The following is a 21,808-nucleotide window of genomic DNA, read 5'->3' on the forward strand; positions in this document are numbered from 1 at the left end:
TCCTTCTAGCTCCACTCGGCAGCGCGGATCGCCGCCATCGCTTCTTTGCGCTGCTCAGGCGCCATCTGTTGCATGAACATCACCCCGTCCAGGTGGTCCGTCTCGTGCTGGATGCAGCGGGCCAGCAGCCCTGTGCCGCGCAGCGCAAGCGGGCGGCCGTAGCAATCGGCGCCGCGGGCGACAACGGAGTTGTGGCGGGTGACCTCTCCGCGCACTCCCGGCACAGACAGACAGCCCTCAATCCCCGTCTGCTGCACCTCACTCACCGGCTGCCACACAGGGTTGACAATGTGGCCCCGCATGCCTTGGCAGTCAAACACGAAGATTCGTCGCGCCAGGCCGATCTGGTTGGCGGCCAAGCCCACCCCGCCAGCGTGGTCCATGGTTTCGAGCATGTCATCCACAAGACGCTCAAGCGCGGCGTCGAAGACCGTGACCGGATCGGCGGCGGAGTTGAGCACTGGGTCGCCGAACAGGCGAATGTCGCGGATAGCCATGGACAGCTAGTGTACTGCCGGCCCGCCGGGCAAGGCGGCTAGCCGATGTCCACCGGGTTGACCTGGATCCGCAGCGGAACGTCCTGCTTCGACGTCGTCCACGCCACCGCGCCCGCGCGCAGCGCCTTGCCCAGCGCCGTGCGCCCTGCCAACGGGGTGCGCACGAGGATGCGCTGGGCGGGGCCGAGCGCTTCCCGGTTCCACTCCCCTGGCAGCCGCACGCCGGGCGGCAAGTCCACCGGGCCGAGCAGTTCCGCATGCTCCGGCAGTTCGGTGCGGGCGAAAAACTCGTCGAGCCCGTCGCGCGGGGCATCGACGACCGCGACGTGCACCGCGGGCGGGAAGCGAGCCTCGCTGCGCAACGCAAGCTCCTGCGCGGCAAACCCGCGCGCGTCCCACCTAATCAAGTGCTGCACTGCAGGCAGCGAGGGCTCCGCCACGACGACCACTTCCCCGCCAGATCCGTGCGGCTGCACCAGCGTGGCCGCACCCATCCACTTGGCAAACGTGTCCTCCACCGCGCGCAGGTCGGGCCGCTGCAGCAGCGCCCACGCATCCAAAAGCACCGCGGCTCCGTAGCCGCCTTCCACCCGCGGCTCCGCTCCGGGCGTGGCCACGACGAGCGCCGGGCCCGCGTTCACCTCCGCCCGCACATTGTCGCCGCCAGAGGTGATCACCTTGTACTTGGCAAAGGCCCGTCCGAGCTCCTCGGCGGTGCGCTCGGTGCCGAGGACGACAGCCCGCAGCTTGCGCGAACCGCACGCCGGGCACACGTGCGACGGATCCATCCGCCCGCACCAGCGACACGTCGGCGCCGCAGCCTCCCCGCCCGAGGGCAGACCCAGCGGGCCGTTGCACCACCTGCAGCGCGCGGGTGTTCTGCACTGCCCGCAGGCCAGCGATTGGATGTAGCCGGTGCGCGGCACCTGGAACAACACCGGTGTGCCGCGCTCCAGCGCCTGTGTCGCAGCCTGGAACGCCGCCGACGGCAGGCGGGCCTGTTTTGCCCGCGGATCTCGCTCCATCTCAAAGTCGCTGTCGCCGGCGGCATGGATGTAGGGCGAGCGGGTGCGAAGTGTTTGCCGGGGGGCCACCAGCTCGTGCATCCACCCCGACTGTACCAGCAGCTGTGCCTCCGCCGTGCGCGCGAAGCCGCCGATGATCAGCGAGCACTTCTCCTGCGCCGAACGCGTGGTGAGCACCTCGCGCGCATGCACGTACGGCGCGCGCGGGTCGACCAGGTTGTCGTCGCCGTCGAACATCACTACCGCAAGCCGCAGATTCTTCACCGGCGCAAATGCGGCCGAGCGGGTTCCCACCACGATCCGGCCTTGCCCGTGCAGCACCGACAGGTAGCGCGAGTAGCGCGCCTGCGGTCCTTGGGAGGCGGTCAACGTCGTAATCTGCCGGGGGCTGACAATCTCGCGCAACGCCGCCTCGCAGGCGTCGACGTCTTTTTGGTCCGGCACCACGATCAGCGCACCGGCGCCGTCCAGCGCCACCTTCGCGGCCAGGCAGGCCAGCCCCGCCGCCCAATCGTCGCCTGGCGCCACCTGCCACGCCGCACGCGCGATCTTGCCGCCCACAACAGCGTCGACAAAGGACTCTCCAAAGGCGTACGCAGTCCAGGCGGACAAGTCCGGCTCGCTTGCATCCCCCAGCTCATCCCACGAAGTTTTGGTATCGGTCTCCTCCGCCTTCGCGTGGCGCGCCGGGATGGCGGAGCGGTAGATGTCAGATCTGATTCCGGCGTAGCGGTCCGCCAGCGCGTCGACAAGCTCGCGCATGCGCTGCGGCGCCACAACCTCCGGCGAGATGACGCGCTCGATGAAGCGCAGCGAGCCCTCGTGACGCGACTGCGCGGCCCGCTCGAGCACGATGGCGTCGACTAACCGCCCCGCGAACCGCACGCGCACCCGCACCCCCGACTGAACAGCACCTGCATCCGTGTCCGGCACGAGGTAGTCGAACGGACGGTCCAAGTGCGCAAGTCCGAGCATGGGCAGCACGCGTGCGACGGGTGCTTCGGCTGCGGGTGTGTCGGACATGACCCCGGATTCTAAACGACGCCCCGACACCGCCCCGGCCCGCGCCCCGGTCGCGGACAGCCAGGCCCGATGGGATACTAATAGGACTATCCGATCCCACTTGTTCGCGTGCCTGAAAGAAGCTTTCTCCGTGATGAAACGTCTGCTCACCGCCGTGTCTACCGTCGCAGTTCTTTGCGCCGCAGTGCTCGCACCGACCCCCGCGAGCGCGGACTCGTCGCAGGTGGCGCAGGTGTCCTCTGCACAAGGCGCTGGTTCGCTTATCGACGCCAGCTCCGCTTTCGCCACCGGGTCCTCCCAGCGCACCTCCCGGGCTGTCGAGGACGGGTGGCGCCGCGCCTACGAGGGGCTTCCCGGCCAGATGCAGCAGGCCGTGCCGCCGCACCTGCGCCCGCCTGCCCCGGCCACCCCGGCCGATGCAGACGCCCCAGCCGGTGTCGCCGTGGCGCCTGCGCATAATCCCTCCCGCCCGCCTGAGTCGCCGCGGTGCTCCAACTGCGTCGCCGTGACCTACGACGACGGCCCCGTGACCGGCACAACCGAACAGCTCCTCGACACACTCAAGCGCAAGGACGTGCACGCCACTTTCTTCGTGCTGGGCCAAAACGCAAACGCCCATCCGGAGATTGTGCGCCGCATCCGCGACGAGGGCCACACCATCGGAAGCCACTCGTTTTCCCACGCTGATTTGGCCAAGCAGACCGACGCCGGCATCGCCGCGCAACTCGACGAGACAAACGCCGCGCTCAAGGACAAGGGCACAGTCGAGGCGCGCTGGCTGCGCCCGCCGTACGGCTCCTACGACTCGCGTGTGGTCGCGGCTGCGGCAGCCCGCGGCATGTCGCTGGCCACCTGGGACGTCGACACCGCTGATTGGCAGCACCGCAACACGGCCACCACGTGTCAAAAGGCCGTCGCGGGCGCGCGCGAAGGATCGATCATCCTCATGCACGACATCCACCAGCCCACCGTCGCCGCCGCTGAGTGCGTCATCGACGGGCTGCGGGCGAAAGGCCTCAATCCCGTCAGCCTCGACGAGATGATCCCGCGCCCAGAAGCCGGTCATGTGTACACGAGAGCCGATTAGCGCCTACACTCGCCAGCCGTGACTGACGTAGACGACAACGCCGTGAGCAACGACGACAACGCAGGACGCACCGGGTGGGTCAAGGCGGTCCCCTACGCGATGATCGCCGCGTACGTCCTCGGCCCGCTCCTGCTCATCCCCCTCGCAAACAGCCCGTGGTTGCTCGTCGGCTTCATTTTCGCCGTAGCGGCGATCGCCGGGCTTGTCGACGGCTTCGCGTTCCGCCCCACCCTGTCCTTGCCGCTGCTTGCCGGATTGGGCTTTTGGATATCCAAGGCGCTGTATTTCAACGACGGCACGTTCATCTACGCCCTCGGCGCGATAGCCACCTGCGCGGCGGCGACGGGCCTTGCCAGGGTGATTCGCGGCAGCTCGTCGCAAGGCAAGGCGGAGGGATAGCTGGTGGAAACGTGGAGGCTCGACCACCCCGAATACGGCCTGATCGAAGTCCGCGTCGGCTTCGACCGCGACTTCGCCGCGGAAGACCCGAGTTGGCCCGGCGATGAGCAGGACAAAGGTGGCACGCTGGCCAGCGCGGACAGTTCACTGCTGCAGCGGGTGAATCTGTGGGCCGGCAACCCCACCGAGCGGATGGAAGTGCGCGTCGCGGGCGAGGTGCAGCACCGCTACAACGACGTGAACAGCGCCCGCCTGCCGCTGTTCGGAAGCGGCCCGAAACAGGAGCTGGAATCGCCGGTGGGCCTGGGTACCAACCGGCAAAAACCGCACCTGAAAATCCGAGCGAGCGGCCTCGATGAGCTGTTAAGCGTGGAGTTTCGCGAAGGCGCCACCGTAGTCGAATTCGACCCGCCCGCCGGCTCGCGCGGAGCCCGCAGGCGCGAAACCATGGAGTCCAGCGAGCTCAAGCGCACCCTGATCCCCATGGCGGAAGGCCTCGGCAAGGGCGGCTGGGCGCTGGCGGTCCTGGTGCTCGGGCCCCTGGTTTCCCGGCTGTTCCGTTGGCTCTTGGGCTTGCTCCCGGATTGGGACTTTCCGGATTGGGACCTGCCGGACTGGCAGCCGCCGCACATGGACCTGCCGGTGCCCGACCTGCCCTCGCTGGATCTGCCGCTGCCTGCAATCGACTGGCCGGATCTCAACTTGCCCGAAGTGCCCGAGTGGGCGCTGTGGTTGGCGGAGTACTCGAAGATCTGGGTCCCGGTGGTCGTTGGCATCGTCCTCGGCGTTGTTGCGCTGCGCAACCACAAGCGCTCCGAACAGGAAAAAACCGCCTGGCAGAACAGCCAGGCGGCAGCCAAAAACGCAGACGAGGTGGCCGACTAAAGGCCCGCAGCCGCCTTGAGGTCGTCAACTTTGTCCGTGCGCTCCCACGGCACGTCGATGTCCGTGCGGCCGAAGTGGCCGTACGCCGCGGTCTGCGCATAGATCGGGCGCTTCAGATCCAGCTCGCGGATGATGGCCTCCGGGCGCAGGTCGAAAACCTTCTCCACGGCCTGCTGGATGCTCTCATCGGTCTGCCCCTCGGCGGCAGTCCCGAACGTTTCCACGTACAGGCCGACCGGGTTCGCGCGGCCGATGGCATACGCCACCTGTACCTCCACCCGCTTTGCAAGGCCGGCGGCGACAATGTTCTTGGCCACCCAGCGCATGGCGTAGGCGCCGGAGCGGTCCACTTTCGACGGATCCTTTCCGGAAAACGCGCCGCCGCCGTGGCGGGCCATGCCGCCATAGGTGTCCACGATGATCTTGCGGCCGGTCAAACCGGCATCGCTCATCGGGCCGCCCTGGGTGAAAGAACCAGACGGGTTCACCAGCACCTTGGTGTCCTCGCGGAAGTAGCGCTCAAGGCCTGCGTCCTTGATCACCCAAGCGATGACGTGCTCGCGCAGGGCGGACTCCAGCGACTCGCCGGTGAAGTCCGGATCGTGCTGCGTGGAGATGACGATGGTGTCGATGAACGCGGGAGTCTGACCGTCGTAGGCGAAGGTGACTTGGGTCTTGCCGTCCGGGCGCAGCCCCTCCACGATGCCCTCGTGCCGCACCTGCGACAGACGGCGGGCAAGGTGGTGCGCCGTGGAAATTGGCAGCGGCATGTACTCGGGTGTTTCGTCGGTGGCGTAGCCGAACATCAAGCCCTGGTCGCCGGCGCCCAACTGATCGTCCGCTCCTGTCGACGTGTTCTGGCGCACCTCCTGGGACGTCAACACCGAGTCGTGGATCTCAGACGACTGATCGCCGATGGCGATGTTCACGCCGCAGCTGCGCCCGTCGAAACCGACCTCGGAGGAGTCGAACCCGATCTCCACCAATTTCTCGCGCACGATTCGCGCAATGTTGGAGTAGGCGGAAGTTCGCACCTCGCCCGCGACGTGTACCTGACCGGTGGTTGCCAAGGTTTCCACGGCCACCTTCGCATCCGGGTCCTGGGAGAGCATGTCGTCCAGGATGGAGTCCGAAATGGCATCGCAGATCTTGTCTGGGTGGCCCTCGGTCACGGATTCGCTGGTAAAGAAGCGGAAGTACGTATCGGTGGACAAAGCAGTCTTTCCTTCGCGTCGGAACGGACGATTGGCGTTGCGGCGCACCAGCTGGTCAGCTCAGCAGTTGCAGGGCTAGCACGGGTACGTCACGTCGTAAGGTGAAGCCAACGATAGACCAAGCTGTCTAAATGCGCAATGTCACTGGGCGAGGCGCGCAATCGCATCCCAGATACGCACAGCGACCTCATGCTTCGTGCCGTCCGGAATCTCCTCTTCACGCCCGTCTGCGCTGAGCAACCACCCGCGGTTGCGCGTCTGGCCGAACACTCCACCGCCCGAAACCGAGTTGAGCATGAGAAGATCTGCCCCCTTGCGTTTCAGCTTCGCGCGCCCGTTTTCCAGTTCGTTGTCGGTCTCCGCCGCAAAACCGATGATGGTCGCCGCAGTCTCCCCCGCCTTACGCATCTGCACCAGCCCCTTGAGGATGTCCGGGTTTTCAGCCAGGTGGATGGTAGACAACGCGCCATCGGACTTGCCCTTTTTCAGCTTCGTCTCCGCCTCGGACTCAGGCCGGAAATCGGCCACCGCCGCAGCCATGACAACAACGTCGGCGTGCGGGGCACGCTGCGCCATCGCTTGCTGCATCTCGCGGGTGGAGCGCACCTTGATCACCTCCGCGCCGGACGGTGCCTCCAGCTCGTCTGTCGCACCGGCGACGATGGTCACCTCCGCGCCGCGCTGCGCCGCAATATCGCCGAGCGCATAGCCCTGCTTACCGGACGAGCGGTTGCCGATGTAGCGCACCGGGTCGATGTTCTCCTGCGTCCCGCCAGCGCTGATGAGCACCCGTTTGCCTGCCAGCGTCGGAACCAACGGACCTGTCTGGTGCACCGTGCGGGCCAGCTCGGCAATCACGTGCGGCTCGGGCAACCGTCCCGGCCCGGTGTCCTTGCCGGTGAGCCGGCCGTGCGCGGGCTCGATGACGGAGATGCCGCGCTGGCGCAGCGCCTCCACGTTGGCCTGCGTGGCCGGGTTCAACCACATCTCCGTGTGCATCGCCGGAGCCAGTACGACCGGGCAGGTAGCCACGAGGATCGTCGAGGTGAGCAGATCGTCTGCACGCCCCGCCGCGATACGGGCCATCAGGTCGGCGGTGGCAGGGGCGACAACGATGAGGTCCGCCTCCTGCCCCAGCCGCACATGCTGCACCTCGTCGACGCGGGTGAACACCCCCGTATCCACCGGGTTGCCGCTGAGCGCTTCGAAGGTCGCCGCCCCCACGAAGTTCAACGCGTTGGCGGTGGGGATAACGCGCACCTCGTCGCCGCGTTCTTTGAAATCGCGCACGAGGTGGCAGGCCTTGTAGGCCGCGATGCCGCCGGCGACGCCGACGACTACGCGCAGAGGACGGGACGAGTGCAACGCTTCGCTCATGGCCTCCAAGCATACAAAACCGCCGCCGCCCAGCGGGATCGCTAGGCGGCGGCGGATACGTTACGGCGCAAACAGCGCGCTCGGCGCTAGTGGCGGGACCTTACTGGCCTTCCTCGTGCTCGAGTAGACCAGCCTCAATCTCGCGCAGCGCGATAGACAACGGCTTCTCGCCCGGCTCCGGGGAGACCAGGGGGCCAATGAACTCGAAGACGCCGTCCTCGGAGTTCTGGTAGAAGCTGTTGATCTGGCGGGCACGCTTCGCGGCGAAGATGACGAGCGCGTACTTCGACGACACCTTGGTCAAAAGCTCGTCGATCGGGGGCGCAGTAATGCCCTCCGGCGTGTCGTAGACGCTCTCCTGCTGCGTCTCCTCAGCGGAGGACGCTTCCGACAGGTCCTTGGTTGTGTTGCTCACGTGTAAACCCACTCGCTAACTGTTGTTGGAAGATGTGCCTTGGAGGATATCGGCGATAGAAGCCACCGCGGTGTCCACGTCGTCGTTGACCACCACAACATCGAACTCCCCCTGCGCATCGAGCTCCTCCCGTGCGGTGGTGAGCCTACGCTCAATCACCTCGGGGGTCTCAGTGCCGCGACCGGTAAGGCGCTCGACCAGGATGTCCCAGGACGGCGGAGCCAGAAAAACGGTGTTCGCTTCCGGCAGCAGGCGCTTGATGTTGCGCGCGCCTACGAGGTCGACCTCGACAAGCACGGGGCGGCCGGCATCCAAAGCCTCATTGACGGGGCCGGCCGGAGTGCCGGAGCGCTGCAAGCCGCCGTGAATGTCGGCCCACTCCAGCATCTCCCCACGATCGATCCGGCCCTGGAATTGCTCGGGGCTGACAAAGAAGTAGTCTTTGCCGTCCACCTCACCCGGGCGCGGAGCGCGCGTGGTCATCGACACCGAGAAATACAGGTCCGGCACCGCACCGCGAAGGCGGCTGACCACCGTCGACTTACCCACCGCAGACGGGCCGGCCAGCACGACCAGCCGACCGCGGGGAGCCACCTCGGACACGCTTAGTTCTCTTCGTAGCCGAAGCGCTCGAGCAGCGCGCGACGCTGACGGTCGCCGAGACCACGCAGACGACGGGTCTGGGCGATCTCCAGCTCCTCCATGATCTCGCGAGCCTTGACCTTGCCAACCTTCGGCATAGCCTCGAGGAGAGCGGAGACCTTGGTCTTGCCGATGATCTCGTCGGTGTCAGCCTTGTTCAGGACGTCCTGCAGCGTGGTCTCGCCGCGCTTGAGGGAAGCCTTCAGCTCGGCGCGGGCCTTGCGGGCCTCCGCTGCCTTCTCGAGGGCTGCCTTGCGCTGCTCATCGGTCAACTGTGGAAGTGCCACGTGTTCCTCCATGTAATAGTTACGAACATTTTGTCCAGTCCGACATGTGCCGGATCCGGGGCGCACTCCGCCGAATGTCATCGGTGCAATTCGCCACGTTCCGCACAGTCTAACACTGCTTATTCGGCATCAGTTCCGCAGAGCGCGTTATCCACCGCATTTCTCCACGTCACCGTGCGACGGAACTAAACTACCAGGGATTTTGCCGGGCGGTAAATAACCCCTAGCGTTTCAGCTGTTTTCCCAGGTCAGATACTCGTTTGCGCAGCTCAGCCACGTCCGGTCCAGCCGTCAACACTGCGCGCGATACGCTCGGAAAAACCAGGTGTCCAACTTCGCCGGCAATCGCCTCCGCATCGGCCATCGTGGCCCCCTGCGCACCCACGCCCGGCATGAGCACCGGGGCGTTGAGGCGGTCCAGCACCGGCGGGGTGCTCACGGTGGCGCCGACGACCACACCGACGTGGCCAACGCCGTCGACCTGGTTGTACTCCGCGCACTCGTCGACCATCCGTTGCGAGAGCATCCGGCCGTCGATAAGCCCTGTCTGCAACGCCTCTGCCTCCGGGTTCGAGTTCGCCGCCATGACGAACACGCCCTTGCCGTGCTCCGCCGCGAGCTCAATTGCAGGCGCGAGCGAACCGACACCGAGGTACGGCGTCAGCGTGAGCGCATCGGCCTCCAAGGGCGCGCCAGGCGCCAACCAGGCAGACGCGTATCCGGCCATGGTGGAGCCGATGTCGCCGCGCTTCGCGTCTGCAATCACCAGCGTGCCGCGCTCACGCAGCGCAGCCAGCGTCGCTTCGAGCACGGAAAAGCCCGCAGCGCCGAAGCGCTCGAAAAACGCCACTTGAGGCTTGACTGCGGCGACGTGACCGGCAAACGCGTCCACACAGATCTCCGCGAACGACCGGAGGCCGTCCACAGTATCCGCAAGCCCCCACTGCTGAAGCAGCGCGGCGTGCGGGTCAATGCCCACGCACACCCGGCCGAACTCGCTGCCCGCCTCAACGAGCCGGTTGCTGAAGATCTGCTTCGCCATTTACTCGTCCGCCGTCTTGCCGTGCTCGAGTTCCTGCAGGCTCGTCACCGTAATTTCCTTGGCGCGCAGAGCCTCGATGCCTTGGACTGCAGCGGTGATTCCTTGCACATTGGTCATGATCGGCACATCGGCGATGACCGCTGCGGCACGGATGTCGTAGCCATCGTGGCGCGACCCGGACGAACCTGCCGGCGTGTTGAGCACCATGTCGATCTCGCCTTCCAAGATGCGGTCGACGATGGACTTTCCTTCCGCGCCGTCGCGGACCTCGGACGCCTTGAGCACCACTTCGCACTCGATACCGTTGCGGCGCAGCATCTGGGCGGTGCCCTTCGTGGCCAACACCTTGAACCCCATCGTGGACAACCGCTGGATCGGGAAGATCAGCGTGCGCTTGTCATGGTTGGCCAGGGAGACAAAGACGGTACCCTCCGTGGGCAGCTCGCCGAACGCCGCCGCTTCCGCCTTCGCGTACGCGACGCCGAAGGACGGCGCAAGGCCCATCACCTCACCGGTGGACTTCATCTCCGGGCCCAGGATGGTGTCCAGCAGCGCACCGTCCGGGCGGCGGAAGCGGGTAAACGGCAGCACTGCTTCCTTCACCGCGATCGGGTGCTCCAGCGGCAGCGAACCGCCGTCGTAGCCAGAGGGAATCAGGCCCTCGCTGCGCAGCTGGGCAATCGTGGAGCCCATCATCACACGCGCGGCGGCCTTGGCCAGGTGCACGCCGGTGGCCTTGGACACGAACGGCACGGTGCGGGAGGCGCGCGGGTTGGCCTCGATCACGTACAGGATGTCGTCCTTGAGCGCGAACTGGACATTCATCAGACCCTTCACGCCGATGCCGTGCGCGAGCGCCTCCGCGGAGCGGCGCACGTTGTCGATGTCGTCGGGGCTCAGCGTCATCGGCGGCAACGCGCACGCGGAGTCGCCGGAGTGGATGCCGGCTTCCTCGATGTGCTCCATCACACCGCCGAGGTAGACCTCCTCGCCGTCGCAGAGCACGTCCACGTCGATCTCGATGGCGCTGTCCAAGAACCGGTCCACCAGCACCGGGTGGTCCGGCGACAGTTCAGTGGCGCGCTCGATGTAATCGCGCAGGTTGTTCTCGTCGTAGACGATTTCCATGCCGCGCCCACCCAGCACGTAGGAGGGGCGCACCAGCACCGGGTAGCCGACGCGGGCAGCGACCTCGCGGGCGCCCACGAAGGATGTGGCGGTGCCGTACTGCGGTGCCGGCAGCTGCGCATTTTCAAGCACCGTGCCAAACTCGCCGCGGTCTTCCGCCAGGTCGATCGCTTCCGGGGTGGTGCCCACGACCGGCACGCCGGCGTCGGCAAGCTTCTGCGCGAGCCCCAGCGGGGTCTGGCCGCCGAGCTGGACGATGACGCCGGCAACGGTGCCGGTCTCGCTCTCGGCGCGGTAGATCTCCATCACGTCCTCGAACGTGAGCGGCTCGAAGTAGAGGCGATCGGCGGTGTCGTAGTCGGTGGAGACGGTCTCCGGGTTGCAGTTGACCATGACGGTCTCGTAGCCCACGCGCGACAGCTCAAGTGCAGCGTGCACGCAGGAGTAGTCGAACTCGATGCCCTGGCCGATGCGGTTCGGGCCGGAGCCTAGGATGATCACCTTTTCCTTCTTGCCCGCATCCTCGCCGGCGCCGGTGAGCACCTCGCTTTCCGCGTTCGGGTCCAGCTCGTACGCCGAGTACAGGTACGGCGTCTGCGCCTCGAATTCACCTGCGCAGGTATCCACCGTCTTAAACACCGGGTGCACGCCGAGCGACCAGCGCAGCGCACGCACCCCGTCCTCGCCGGCGAGCTCCGGGCGCAGCGCCGCAATCTGCAGATCCGAAAGACCCAGCGTCTTCGCCTCGCGCAGAAGCGTGGCGTCCAGCACGGGGGCGTCGATAAGCTCCTGGCGGAACTCGATGAGCCCCTCGAGCTCGGCGAGGAACCAGGGGTCGATGTGGCTGGCCTCGTAGACCTGCTCCACGGTGGCGCCGAGGCGCAGCGCGAGCTCAACGTCGTACAGGCGCTTGTCGGTGGGGACCTTCAGGTCCTCGAGCACCGCATTCACGTCGCTCGCGCGCTCGCCCGCGATGTACTCGTCGGACTTGGTCCAAAAGCCGTTCGGCTTGTCCTCCATCGAGCGCATGACCTTGTTCAGGCCCTGGATGTAGTTGCGGCCGATGCCCATTGCCTCGCCGACGGCCTTCATGGACGTGCCCAAAGTGACGTCGGAGCCCGGGAACTTCTCAAACGTAAACCGCGGCATCTTCACAATGACGTAGTCGAGCGTCGGTTCGAACGCTGCCGGGGTCACTCCAGTGATGTCGTTGGTGATCTCATCAAGGGTGTAGCCGATGGCCAGCTTCGAGGCGATCTTCGCAATCGGGAAACCGGTCGCCTTGGATGCGAGGGCGGAGGAACGCGACACGCGCGGGTTCATCTCGATAGTGATGATGCGCCCGTCGTTGGGGTTGACCGCGAACTGGATGTTGCAGCCGCCGGTGTCAACGCCGACCTCGCGGATAATCGCGATGCCCTGGTCGCGCATGGTTTGGTATTCGCGGTCCGTCAGCGTCAGCGCCGGAGCCACAGTCACAGAGTCGCCGGTGTGCACGCCAAGCGCGTCCACGTTCTCGATGGAGGCGATGACGACGACGTTGTCGTCGCCGTCGCGCATGAGCTCGAGCTCGAACTCCTTCCAGCCCAGAATGGACTCCTCGATGAGCACGTTCGCCTCCGGGGAGGCCTCGAGGCCGTCGCCTGCGATGCGCTCGAGGTCCTCCATGGAAAATGCGAGGCCGGAACCCAGCCCGCCCATGGTGAAGGAGGGGCGCACCACAACCGGCAGACCGAGCTCCGCGACCGTCTCGTGGACCTCGTCCATGTTGAAGCACACGCGAGAGCGGGCGGATTCGCCGCCGATCTTTTCCACGATGTCCTTGAACTTCTGGCGGTCTTCGCCGCGCTCGATGGCGTCGATGTTCGCGCCGATCAGCTCGACGCCGTGCTTAGCCAGGATGCCCTGGCGATCGAGCTGAATCGCCGCGTTGAGAGCTGTTTGTCCGCCGAGCGTGGCCAGTATGGCGTCCACCGGGTGGCCCTGCTCCGCCTCGCGGGCGAGAATGCGGTCGATGTATTCGGGCTGAATCGGCTCGACGTAGGTGTGATCCGCGAACTCCGGGTCGGTCATGATCGTCGCCGGGTTGGAGTTGATCAGCGTGACTCGCAGACCTTCCTCCTTGAGCACGCGGCACGCCTGGGTGCCGGAGTAGTCGAACTCGCAGGCCTGCCCAATCACGATTGGACCGGAGCCGATGACCAGGACGTGGTTGATGTCTGTGCGTTTCATATCTTGCCTTCCTGGTGTTGCTTACTGCGCCCGGTGCTGCTGCATAAGGTCGATGAACTGGTCGAACAGGGGGTTCGCGTCGTGCGGGCCCGCTGCGGACTCAGGGTGGTACTGCACTGAGTAGGCCATCCCGTTTTCCAGCGCCACGCCCTCCACAACGCCGTCGTTGAGGCAGGTGTGGGTGATCACCGCGGGGCCGAAGTCGGTGTCGAACTTGCCGCCCGGGCCGACGCCCTCCGGCGCCTGAAGGGCGAATCCGTGGTTTTGGCTGGTGATGTCGATCTTTCCAGTGAGGTGGTTTTTCACCGGTACGTTCACGCCGCGGTGGCCGAACTTCATCTTGTAGGTCTGAAGCCCCAGCGCGCGGCCGAGGATCTGGTTGCCGAAGCAGATGCCGAACAGGGGTACGCCCGCCTCAATCACCTGGCGGGAGATTTCCACCATTTTGTCGGCGGTGGCGGGGTCGCCGGGGCCGTTGGAGATGAACACGCCGTCGGGGTTGTACTGCGCGATCTCGTCGTACGGGGTGTCGGCCGGCACCACGACGGTCTCGATTCCGCGGGAGGCGAACTGCTCCGGCGTGGCCATCTTGATGCCCATGTCGTAGGCCACCACGGTGAAGCGCTTCTTGTCGCGCGCGGGGATGGTGTAGGGCTGGCTGGTGGTCACCTCGCCTGCGAGGTCCGCGCCTGCCATCGAGTTCGGCTCGTTGAGCTGAGCTCGCAGCTTGTCGACGTCTTCCAGTGCCTCCTCCCCCGTGAAAATGCCGGCCGCGATCGAACCGTTGTTGCGCAGGTGGCGCACCAGGCTGCGGGTGTCCACACCGTAGATGCCGACGATGCCCTGGGCCTTCATCTCGTCTTCGAGGCTGCGCTGGGCCCGCCAGCTGGACACGCGGCGCGACAGGTCGCGGATAACGTAGCCTGCGGCCCAGATCCTGTCGTCGTGGCTTTCGCTGTCCTCGTCGTTCCAGCCGGTGTTGCCGATCTGCGGGGCGGTGGCCACCACAATCTGGCGGTGATAGGACGGATCCGTCAACGTCTCCTGGTAGCCGGTCATTGCCGTGGTGAATACGGCCTCGCCGAGGGTGCGGCCCGACGCGCCGAACGCGTAGCCGGGGTACGACGTGCCGTCCGCCAAGACCAGAACTGCGGGGGTGCGGTTGTTGCTCATTAGGAATCCTTCTCCATGTAAGTGGTCTTGCCGCGCAGCCAGGTGGCAGCTACGCGCGCGGTGAATTCGATGCCTTCGTAGGGGGTGTTGGAGGCCTTGGACGCCATGTCGGCACCGCGTGCGGTCCAGGGGGCTTGCGGGTCCACGAGCACCAGGTTCGCCGGCTCGCCCACAGCGATCGGGCGACCCTGGTCCGCAAGACGCAGAATTTCGGCGGGACGCTCACTCATGACCTTGGCCACGAAGCGCCAATCCGCCAATCCGCTCTCCACAAAGATGCGGTGCACCACGGCCAGCGAGGTTTCCAGCCCGAGCATGCCCGGCTTGGCGTGCTCGAACTCCACGCATTTGTCCTCGGAGCCGTGCGGGGCGTGGTCGGTGGCAACCACGTCGACGGTGCCGTCGAGAAGCGCCTGCTTGAGCGCCTCGGCGTCGCGTGACTCGCGCAGCGGCGGGTTGACGCGGAACAGGCCGTCGTAGCTCGCCAGCTTTTCGTCGGTGAGCAGGAGGTGGTGCGGGGTGACCTCGGCGGTGACCTCGATTCCCTGGGACTTAGCAAAGCGCAGCAGCTCTACTGTGCCTTCCGTCGACGCGTGGCACAGGTGGTAGCGCCCGCCGTAGTCGCGGGTCATGATCGCGTCGCGCGCCACGATGGATTCCTCAGCGACACGCGGCCAACCGCGCAGCCCCAGGCGGGCGGCCTGCTCGCCTTCGTGTGCGGCGGCACCGACAGTCATGCGGTGGTCCTCGGCGTGCTGCGCAAGCACCACGTCATGCGCCTTTGCGTACTCGATTGCGCGCCGCATCAGCTGCGGGTCGTTGACGCACTTGCCGTCGTCGGAGAACATGCGCACGCCGCTGCGCGCCATCAGTCCGATCTCGGTGAGCTGTTCGCCCTTGAGGCCTTGGGTGATGGAGCCGACCGGGTAGACGTCGCACTTGCCGTACACCTGGCCTTTATCCCACACCGCCTCAGCCAAAAACGGCTGGTCAATTACCGGGTTGGTGTTGGCCATCGTAAACACCGCGGTAAACCCGCCTTTGGCAGCGGCGTCGGAGCCGGTGGCGATGGTCTCGGTGTCCTCGCGTCCCGGCTCGCGCAGGTGCACGTGCATATCAACCAGGCCCGGCAGCAAAACGTTGCCGCCGCAGTCCACAACCTCGTCGGCGTCGTCGAATGGGTTTTCACCCATGGAGTCGATGACGCCGTCTTCGACGTCGATAAGAATGTTGGTCTCGTCCTCGCCGTACGGCCGGACGTTGTTGAGCGCGAGCGTAGTCACTTGGAGGCTCCTTCCTCATTGCCGCTCTCACCGGATCCGGAGAGCAGGGTAAACAGCACGGCCATGCGTGTGTACACGCCGTTCGACACCTGGCCCAGCACCACGGCGTTGTCGCGGTCCGCGACGTCGAAGTTGATTTCCATGCCGCGCAGCATGGGGCCCGGGTGCATGATCAGCGCGGAGTCCTTCATGCGATCCGCGCGATCCTTGCTCAGGCCGTACAAGGTGGCGTACTCGCGGTGCGACGGGAAGAACCCGCCCTGCATGCGCTCGGCCTGCACGCGCAGCATCATCACCACGTCCGCCTGTTCGATCTCGGCGTCGAAGTCGTAGGCGACGCGCGCCGGCCAGAACTCCACCCCGGTGGGCAGAAGCGTCGGCGGAGCCACCAGCACGACTTCAGCGCCCAGCGTGTGCAGCAGGTCCACGTTGGACCGCGCCACACGCGAGTGGAGGATGTCGCCGACGATGAGGACGGTCTTGCCAGCCACGTCGCCGATGTGCTGGCGCATCGTCACCGCGTCCAGCAACGCCTGGGTCGGGTGCTGGTGCTGGCCGTCGCCGGCGTTGATGATGCTCGTCTCCGGCAGCCACTTCCTCAGCAGCTGCGCCGCGCCGGAGGCCGGGTGGCGCATGATAATTGCGTCGGCGCCCACGGCCTCGAGCGCGGAGGCGGTGTCTTTGAGCGACTCGCCCTTTTTCACCGAAGACGACGACGCAGACAGATTGATCACGTCTGCGCTCATCCACTTGCCCGCCGTTTCGAAGGAGGAGCGGGTGCGTGTGGAGTTTTCGTAGAACAGGGTCATCACCGTGCGCCCGCGCAGGGTGGGCAGCTTCTTGATTTCGCGGCCGTCCAACGCCTCGCGGAACCGGTCGGCCTCGTCCATCAAGCCGACGATCTCGTCGCGGGTGAGGTCTGCAATGTCGATGAGGTGCTTCATTGATGTCTCCCTAGTCAGCCCGAATCAGGGCAACGCGGTCCTCGGCGTCGAGCGGCGTCAGCGAAACCGTGACGTCCTCGTCCTTTGAGGTGGGGATGTTTTTGCCCACGTAGTCCGCGCGGATGGGCAGTTCGCGGTGGCCACGGTCGACCAGGACCGCCAATTGGATTGCGCTGGGGCGGCCGATATCGCGCAGAGAGTCCAACGCGGCGCGGATGGTGCGCCCGGAGTAGAGCACGTCGTCGACCAGAATGACCACTGCCCCGTCGATGTCGACCGGGACGTTGGTGGGCCGCAGCGCGCGGTGGGGCCGGTTGCGCAAGTCGTCGCGGTAGAGCGTGACGTCCAAGCTGCCCACGGGGATTGCCACCCCGGAAAATTCCTCCACGGCTTCAGCGATGCGCTGCGCCAGCGGCACGCCTCCAGAGGGGATGCCCAGCAGCACAATTTGCGGGCTGGCAGCGTCGTCCAGTGCCGTTTTCTCGATGATCTGGTGCGCGATGCGTGCAACAGTGCGGACAACGTCCTGAGCGTTCAACAACTCGACGGTCGACCGTTCGTTTCCACTCATCGAACCTCCTTCCCCGCCTCACAGTGCGGAATTTAAAGGATTTCGAGCCGACCCCGCCTGCCGGGGCCAGATGTAGTCTTGGGACCGCGTTTCACCTTAGCAGCTGCACTTCTCAACCGTGAAGGATTCCAACCATGGGCATCCATGCCGAGCACACGCTCCCCTTCGACCGCGACACCGTCTGGCGGTGGCACACCCGCCCCGGCGCCGTCACACGGCTCACGCCCGGGTTTTTGCCGATGCGGGTGGCGCGCGAAGCTGCGTCGATACGCAGCGGCACCACCGTGTTTTCGCTGCCCGCCGGCCAGCAATGGGTCGCGCGCCACCTGGATAGCGGCTACGTCGCCGGCCACCAGTTCACCGATGTTGCGGCCAACCAGCCGGTGCGCGCCGCGACGCAGTGGCGCCACGTGCACCGGTTCGAGGACGCGGGCCAAGGCACACTGCTTATCGACGACGTCTCCGCCCGCATCCCCGAACCCCTGCTCCGCCCAGCCTGGGCCTACCGCCAGCGCCAACTGCTTGAAGACCTGAAGTTCATCGCATCTTTGCCCCGCACAGCACCGAAAACGGTGGCCATGACCGGCTCCAGCGGCCTAGTGGGCACGCACCTGCGCGCGCAGTTGACCACCGCCGGCCACACAGTGATCCCGCTGGTGCGCGGTGCTGCCGGCCCAGGCGAGCGCCACTGGGAGATGGACAACCCCTCCCCCGATCTCCTGCGCGGTGTTGACGCTGTCGTGCACCTCGCCGGCGAGACCATCATGGGCAGGTTCACCGACGAGAAAAAGCGCAAGATCCAGGATTCGCGCGTGGAGCCGACCCGAAAACTCGCCCGGCTGGCCGCGGATTCGGGCGTCGAGGTGTTCGTCGGCGCCTCCGCCGTCGGCTACTACGGCACCGACGCCGGCAGCTTCCCCCACACCGAAGCCGACGGTCCGGGCGAAGGGTTCCTCGCGGAAGTGTGCGAGGCTTGGGAAGAAGCCGCCCGCGTCGAGGGGCTTCGCACCGTGCACATCCGCACCGGCCTGGCGCTTTCCGGCGCCGGTGGACTGCTGCCGGTGCTCAAAGCGAGCGTGAACGCCGGGTTGACCGCCCAGTTCGGCGCAGGCGACTTCTGGATGAGCTGGGTGGCGCTGGACGACCTGACGGACTTCTACGTCCGCGCGCTGCTCGACACCACGGTGTCGGGCCCCGTCAACGCCACCTCCCCGGAGCCTGTAACCAACGCGGAGATGTCCGCTGCCCTGGCCGCGCTGCTGCACCGTCCGAATCTTCTGGCCATCCCGGCGTTCGGCCCGAAGCTGCTGCTCGGAGACGAGGGCGCGCACGAGTTGGCGCTGGCGGACCAGCGGGTCGTGCCCACCGTCGCCGCTGAGCGCGGCTGGCAGATGCGCTACCCCACCCTCGAGGCGGCACTGCGCCACGAACTGGGCCGGGAGCAGCTGCTAGTCTCGCAAGGGTGACTACAGACAACACCGAAGAGCCGGTCCAGCCGAGCGAGCACCCCGAACGCAACGTGATCGAAACGGTCACGCCGGAGGCCGTCGCCGCGATCTTCGAGGAAGAAAACCTCGAGTACCGCATCGAAGACAAGGTCGTGCGATCCGGCTTCATCAACGCCGCGATCGTCATCGCCATCGACGGCGACCACCTCATTTTCGAGGCGCTGTGGCGCGGCGAGTTCCCCCGCGACCTCGCCCCCAAGGTGCTCTACGCCTGCAACGAGCACAACCAATCGCACTTCGCGCCCACCCTGCGCTTCTTCGAACGCGGCGAGGACAAGTTGGCGGTCAGCGCCATCCGCGCAATGCGCGTCGCCGAAGGTGCGTCCTTCAACCAGCTCGGCGCCTTCATCGTCAGCTCCATCGACGCAACCTTGCGGGCGTTCGAATTTCTCAAGAGCACTTTCCCCACCGTCGTCAACTGGGAGGAACCGCAGCAATGAGCAACGCAACTCTTGTGACCATCGACCGCGTCATCAAGGCCATGGCAGGCCACGACGTGGAGGTCTCCGACGACCCCTCGGGCCGCGCGGGCCACGCCAACGTCAACGGCTACAACCTGCTGTTCGTGCTGCTCGACTCGGTGCTCATCGTCCGCGCCGACTCCGTCACGGATACCCCCGCAGACACCCCGGATGCCACGCTCTACCTCGCGGCGAACCAGGTCAACAGCTCTTACCTCGACGCCCGCGCCTTGGTGGTCAACCGCACCGAAAACCTCGTCGTGCGCACGGAGTCCGAGGTCCAGGTCGGCGCCGGGCTCGCGGACGAGCAGCTCTCGGGCGCACTGAAGGCCGCCGTGAACGGCGTGCTGGAAACGCAGGACGCCATGCGCGCACTCGTCGGCGAGATTCAGAAGCAGGCCGAGGCCGCGGGCGTCGCGCCGGCCGAGGACTCCCGCAGCGACGCCGACAGCTCCGACAACTAGGAGTTTTTCAGCCGCTCCAATTCGACCTCGGCGTCGAAGTCGGCGGCTGGCCACTCGAGGTTGAGCGACTTTAGAGCGTCGTAAAGCAGCGCCTTGACCACACTGCGGCAGTACGTCTTGTTGTCCGACGGCACGCAGTACCACGGCGCAACCTCGGTGGACGTGCGCGTCATGGCGATCTGGTAGGCGGCCATGAACTGGCTCCACAACTTGCGGTCGTCGATGTCGGACGGGTTGTACTTCCAGTGCTTGTCCGGACGCTCGATGCGCTCCTTCAAATTCTCCGCCTGAAACTCGCGGGAAATGTGCGGCATGACCTTGATAATCTTCGTGCCGCTGGCGGCGAGCTCGTTTTCGAACTCGACGATAGCGCCGTACCGGCGCTCAATCTCCTCCGGCGGCGCCATCTGCTTTACGCGCTGCACCAGCACATCCTCGTAGTGGGAGCGGTCGAACACAGCGATCTGTCCGGGCTCAGGCAGGTGCGCAGTGAAACGCCACAAAAAGTCGTGCGCCGCCTCCTCTTCCGTCGGCCGGCCAAACGCTTGCACGTGCACGCCCTGCAAATCCATCGTCTCGCCGATGACGTGGCGGACAATGCCACCCTTGCCCGAAGTATCCATGCCCTGCAGCACCAACAGCACGGACCCGGCGTCGTCGTTGTCCGCGCGGCCGTTGGCGTAGAGCATCTCCTGCAGCTCTTCCAGCTCGTCGTCGTAGGTGTGGAACGCCTCGTCCACGTCGGACGCGTCGGGAGTGTCCGCCGGGTCCACATCCGCGAGCTGGAAATCTGGGCCCACCTTGAACTGCTGCGCTTCTTCGACGGTGAGTTTGGACATCTCGGTTCCTTTCGTTGGTGTGCGGTCTGGAAGTCGAGTAAAGGAGGTCGAGTACGCCCCTCAATGGGGCATGTACTCGACCTCCTATGCTCGACTTTCTGCCGGGCCCCAGGACTAGCCGCGGGGTTCGTCTGGCGCCGGTTCCCCGGCCTCCAGGTCCTCGGTGGATTCGGCGACCTCGCGCGCCTTATCCGCAGCCTCGTCCTCGAGGTCCGTATCCGGTTCCCTGGCTGCAGGTGCGTCGTCCTCGTCCACGGCGTAGGCGTCTTCGGCCTCCTCGCTGGCAAACGGCGCGTTCGTGGCCGTGCGCTGGGCAACGCCGTCGAGCACGACGTTGATGTACGGCGCTGCGTCGACCCCGGAGTACTCGGCGGCCATCTCGACGCCCTCCTTGATGGAGATCGGGGCGTCAACCTCGTCGTTGAAGAGGATCTCCCATGCGGCCACGCGCAGGATCTGGCGGTCCACCGCTGGAAGACGGAACAGCTCCCAGTCTTCCGAGAGGTGGCGCTCGATCGCGTCGTCGAGGTCGTCTAGCTTCTCCGCGGCACCAGCCACAATAATGCGGGTGTAATCCGCCACCGGCGCGACGGCGTTAGCCGGATCCTGGGAAAGCTGCGCGCGTTCTTCCACGATGGACACCGGGTCGATGTCGCGCGTCTCGGCCTCGAAGAGGATGTCTACTGCCCGGCGGCGCGCGCGGTAGCGTGCGCCGTGTCGCTTGTAATCGGGCATTAGTTGTTCACGCGGGAGAGGTACTCGCCGGTGCGGGTGTCCACCTTGACCACGTTGCCCGTCTCCAGGAACAGTGGCACCTGGATCTCGGCACCGGTTTCCAGGGTGGCCGGCTTGGTGCCGCCGGAGGAGCGGTCGCCCTGCAGGCCCGGCTCGGTGTGCTCGATCTTCAGGTCCACAGAGATCGGCAGCTCGGCGAACAGCGCGTCACCGTCGTGGAAGGAAACCTGCACGCGCATGTTCTCCAGCAGGAAGCGGGCAGCGTCGCCGAACTTCTCGGCCGGCAGCTCGTACTGCTCGAAGGTCTTGTCGTCCATCACGACGTAGTTGGTGCCGTCGTTGTAGAGGTAGGTCATGTCGCGGCGGTCCACCGTCGCGGTCTCCACCTTCACACCAGCGTTGAAGGTCTTGTCCACGGTCTTGCCGGAGACGACGTCCTTGAGCTTCGTGCGCACGAACGCCGGGCCCTTGCCGGGCTTGACGTGCTGAAACTCGACAATCTGCTGCAGCTTGCCTTCGTTCTTCAGCACCAGGCCGTTCTTGAAATCGGCGGTAGTTGCCATGTGAGTACCTTCCT

22 protein-coding genes are annotated in these 21,808 nt (G+C 66.0%); 6 read left to right on the forward strand and 16 right to left on the reverse strand.

The features are described 5' to 3' along the window. Positions 1–5: 5 nt before the first annotated feature. Positions 6–497, reverse strand: coding sequence for a peptide deformylase (gene def, locus CFOUR_RS06170; RefSeq protein WP_290179054.1), 492 nt, complete (start codon positions 495–497; stop codon positions 6–8). 38 nt (positions 498–535) lie between these two features. After that, a complete protein-coding gene (locus tag CFOUR_RS06175) occupies positions 536–2,545 on the reverse strand; it encodes a primosomal protein N' (RefSeq protein ID WP_290179055.1) in 2,010 nt (669 codons plus the stop codon). A gap of 133 nt (positions 2,546–2,678) precedes the next feature. Here CFOUR_RS06175 and CFOUR_RS06180 point away from each other — a divergent pair, with 133 nt between their 5' ends. From CFOUR_RS06180 to CFOUR_RS06190, 3 genes are read left to right on the forward strand one after another with little or no spacing between them, the layout of a single operon-like run. Next, a complete protein-coding gene (locus CFOUR_RS06180; RefSeq protein WP_179154849.1) occupies positions 2,679–3,632 on the forward strand; it encodes a polysaccharide deacetylase family protein in 954 nt (317 codons plus the stop codon). 18 nt (positions 3,633–3,650) lie between these two features. Next, the gene (locus tag CFOUR_RS06185) at positions 3,651–4,031 is read left to right on the forward strand and encodes a hypothetical protein (RefSeq protein WP_085958033.1); all 381 of its coding nucleotides are present in this window, start codon (positions 3,651–3,653) and stop codon (positions 4,029–4,031) included. A gap of 3 nt (positions 4,032–4,034) precedes the next feature. Further along, positions 4,035–4,916 carry a hypothetical protein gene (locus tag CFOUR_RS06190; protein ID WP_085958034.1) on the forward strand — a complete coding sequence of 294 codons (882 nt, stop codon included), beginning with the start codon at positions 4,035–4,037 and terminating at the stop codon, positions 4,914–4,916. Here the strand turns inward: CFOUR_RS06190 and metK are convergent. The 11 genes from metK to pyrR all read right to left on the reverse strand — a co-directional run bounded on the left by metK (position 4,913) and on the right by pyrR (position 17,224). Continuing rightward, positions 4,913–6,130, reverse strand: coding sequence for a methionine adenosyltransferase (gene metK, locus CFOUR_RS06195; protein WP_085958035.1), 1,218 nt, complete (start codon positions 6,128–6,130; stop codon positions 4,913–4,915). The genes CFOUR_RS06190 and metK overlap by 4 nt on opposite strands. A 141-nt stretch (positions 6,131–6,271) precedes the next feature. After that, positions 6,272–7,507: a bifunctional phosphopantothenoylcysteine decarboxylase/phosphopantothenate--cysteine ligase CoaBC gene (coaBC, locus tag CFOUR_RS06200; protein WP_085958488.1), complete on the reverse strand. Its 1,236-nt coding sequence runs from the start codon at positions 7,505–7,507 to the stop codon at positions 6,272–6,274. Between the two features lie 100 nt (positions 7,508–7,607). Continuing rightward, entirely contained in the window at positions 7,608–7,922 is a 315-nt protein-coding gene (gene rpoZ, locus CFOUR_RS06205; RefSeq protein WP_413540786.1) for a DNA-directed RNA polymerase subunit omega, read from the reverse strand. Between the two features lie 15 nt (positions 7,923–7,937). After that, positions 7,938–8,525 carry a guanylate kinase gene (gene gmk / locus CFOUR_RS06210; RefSeq protein WP_085958036.1) on the reverse strand — a complete coding sequence of 196 codons (588 nt, stop codon included), beginning with the start codon at positions 8,523–8,525 and terminating at the stop codon, positions 7,938–7,940. A gap of 2 nt (positions 8,526–8,527) precedes the next feature. Then, positions 8,528–8,851: an integration host factor, actinobacterial type gene (mihF, locus tag CFOUR_RS06215; protein WP_085958490.1), complete on the reverse strand. Its 324-nt coding sequence runs from the start codon at positions 8,849–8,851 to the stop codon at positions 8,528–8,530. A 223-nt stretch (positions 8,852–9,074) separates the two neighbouring features. Next, positions 9,075–9,893, reverse strand: coding sequence for an orotidine-5'-phosphate decarboxylase (gene pyrF / locus CFOUR_RS06220; protein WP_085958037.1), 819 nt, complete (start codon positions 9,891–9,893; stop codon positions 9,075–9,077). Beyond that, positions 9,894–13,253, reverse strand: coding sequence for a carbamoyl-phosphate synthase large subunit (gene carB, locus CFOUR_RS06225; protein WP_085958038.1), 3,360 nt, complete (start codon positions 13,251–13,253; stop codon positions 9,894–9,896). A gap of 21 nt (positions 13,254–13,274) precedes the next feature. Beyond that, the gene (carA, locus tag CFOUR_RS06230; protein ID WP_290179056.1) at positions 13,275–14,426 is read right to left on the reverse strand and encodes a glutamine-hydrolyzing carbamoyl-phosphate synthase small subunit; all 1,152 of its coding nucleotides are present in this window, start codon (positions 14,424–14,426) and stop codon (positions 13,275–13,277) included. Further along, positions 14,426–15,709, reverse strand: coding sequence for a dihydroorotase (locus CFOUR_RS06235; RefSeq protein WP_290179057.1), 1,284 nt, complete (start codon positions 15,707–15,709; stop codon positions 14,426–14,428). The genes carA and CFOUR_RS06235 overlap by 1 nt, the downstream gene beginning before the upstream one ends. Continuing rightward, on the reverse strand, positions 15,706–16,653 hold the full coding sequence (locus CFOUR_RS06240; RefSeq protein WP_085958041.1) for an aspartate carbamoyltransferase catalytic subunit: 948 nt from the start codon (positions 16,651–16,653) through the stop codon (positions 15,706–15,708). The genes CFOUR_RS06235 and CFOUR_RS06240 overlap by 4 nt, the downstream gene beginning before the upstream one ends. 10 nt (positions 16,654–16,663) lie before the next feature. Continuing rightward, positions 16,664–17,224, reverse strand: coding sequence for a bifunctional pyr operon transcriptional regulator/uracil phosphoribosyltransferase PyrR (pyrR, locus tag CFOUR_RS06245; RefSeq protein WP_085958042.1), 561 nt, complete (start codon positions 17,222–17,224; stop codon positions 16,664–16,666). 134 nt (positions 17,225–17,358) lie between these two features. Here pyrR and CFOUR_RS06250 point away from each other — a divergent pair, with 134 nt between their 5' ends. Genes CFOUR_RS06250 through CFOUR_RS06260 form a run of 3 tightly spaced genes read left to right on the forward strand, consistent with a single transcriptional unit; the run spans position 17,359 to position 19,657 of the window. Beyond that, positions 17,359–18,690 carry a TIGR01777 family oxidoreductase gene (locus tag CFOUR_RS06250; RefSeq protein ID WP_085958043.1) on the forward strand — a complete coding sequence of 444 codons (1,332 nt, stop codon included), beginning with the start codon at positions 17,359–17,361 and terminating at the stop codon, positions 18,688–18,690. Continuing rightward, entirely contained in the window at positions 18,687–19,172 is a 486-nt protein-coding gene (locus CFOUR_RS06255) for a type III secretion system chaperone family protein (RefSeq protein WP_230471848.1), read from the forward strand. The genes CFOUR_RS06250 and CFOUR_RS06255 overlap by 4 nt, the downstream gene beginning before the upstream one ends. Then, positions 19,169–19,657 carry a YbjN domain-containing protein gene (locus CFOUR_RS06260; RefSeq protein ID WP_179154850.1) on the forward strand — a complete coding sequence of 163 codons (489 nt, stop codon included), beginning with the start codon at positions 19,169–19,171 and terminating at the stop codon, positions 19,655–19,657. The genes CFOUR_RS06255 and CFOUR_RS06260 overlap by 4 nt, the downstream gene beginning before the upstream one ends. Here CFOUR_RS06260 and CFOUR_RS06265 read toward each other — a convergent pair. From CFOUR_RS06265 to efp, 3 genes are all read right to left on the reverse strand, one after another. Next, positions 19,654–20,496, reverse strand: coding sequence for a PPK2 family polyphosphate kinase (locus CFOUR_RS06265; RefSeq protein WP_085958044.1), 843 nt, complete (start codon positions 20,494–20,496; stop codon positions 19,654–19,656). The two genes, CFOUR_RS06260 and CFOUR_RS06265, sit on opposite strands and share 4 nt — an antisense overlap. A gap of 114 nt (positions 20,497–20,610) precedes the next feature. Next, positions 20,611–21,231, reverse strand: a complete 621-nt coding sequence (gene nusB / locus CFOUR_RS06270) for a transcription antitermination factor NusB (RefSeq protein ID WP_085958045.1) — start codon at positions 21,229–21,231, stop codon at positions 20,611–20,613. Then, positions 21,231–21,794 (reverse strand): elongation factor P, encoded by a 564-nt coding sequence (efp, locus tag CFOUR_RS06275; protein WP_085958046.1) that lies wholly within the window; start codon positions 21,792–21,794, stop codon positions 21,231–21,233. Before efp ends, nusB begins: the two co-directional genes overlap by 1 nt. Between the last annotated feature and the right edge of the window lie 14 nt (positions 21,795–21,808).

It is taken from the genome of Corynebacterium fournieri (assembly GCF_030408775.1).
In the GTDB taxonomy this organism is placed as follows: domain Bacteria; phylum Actinomycetota; class Actinomycetes; order Mycobacteriales; family Mycobacteriaceae; genus Corynebacterium; species Corynebacterium fournieri.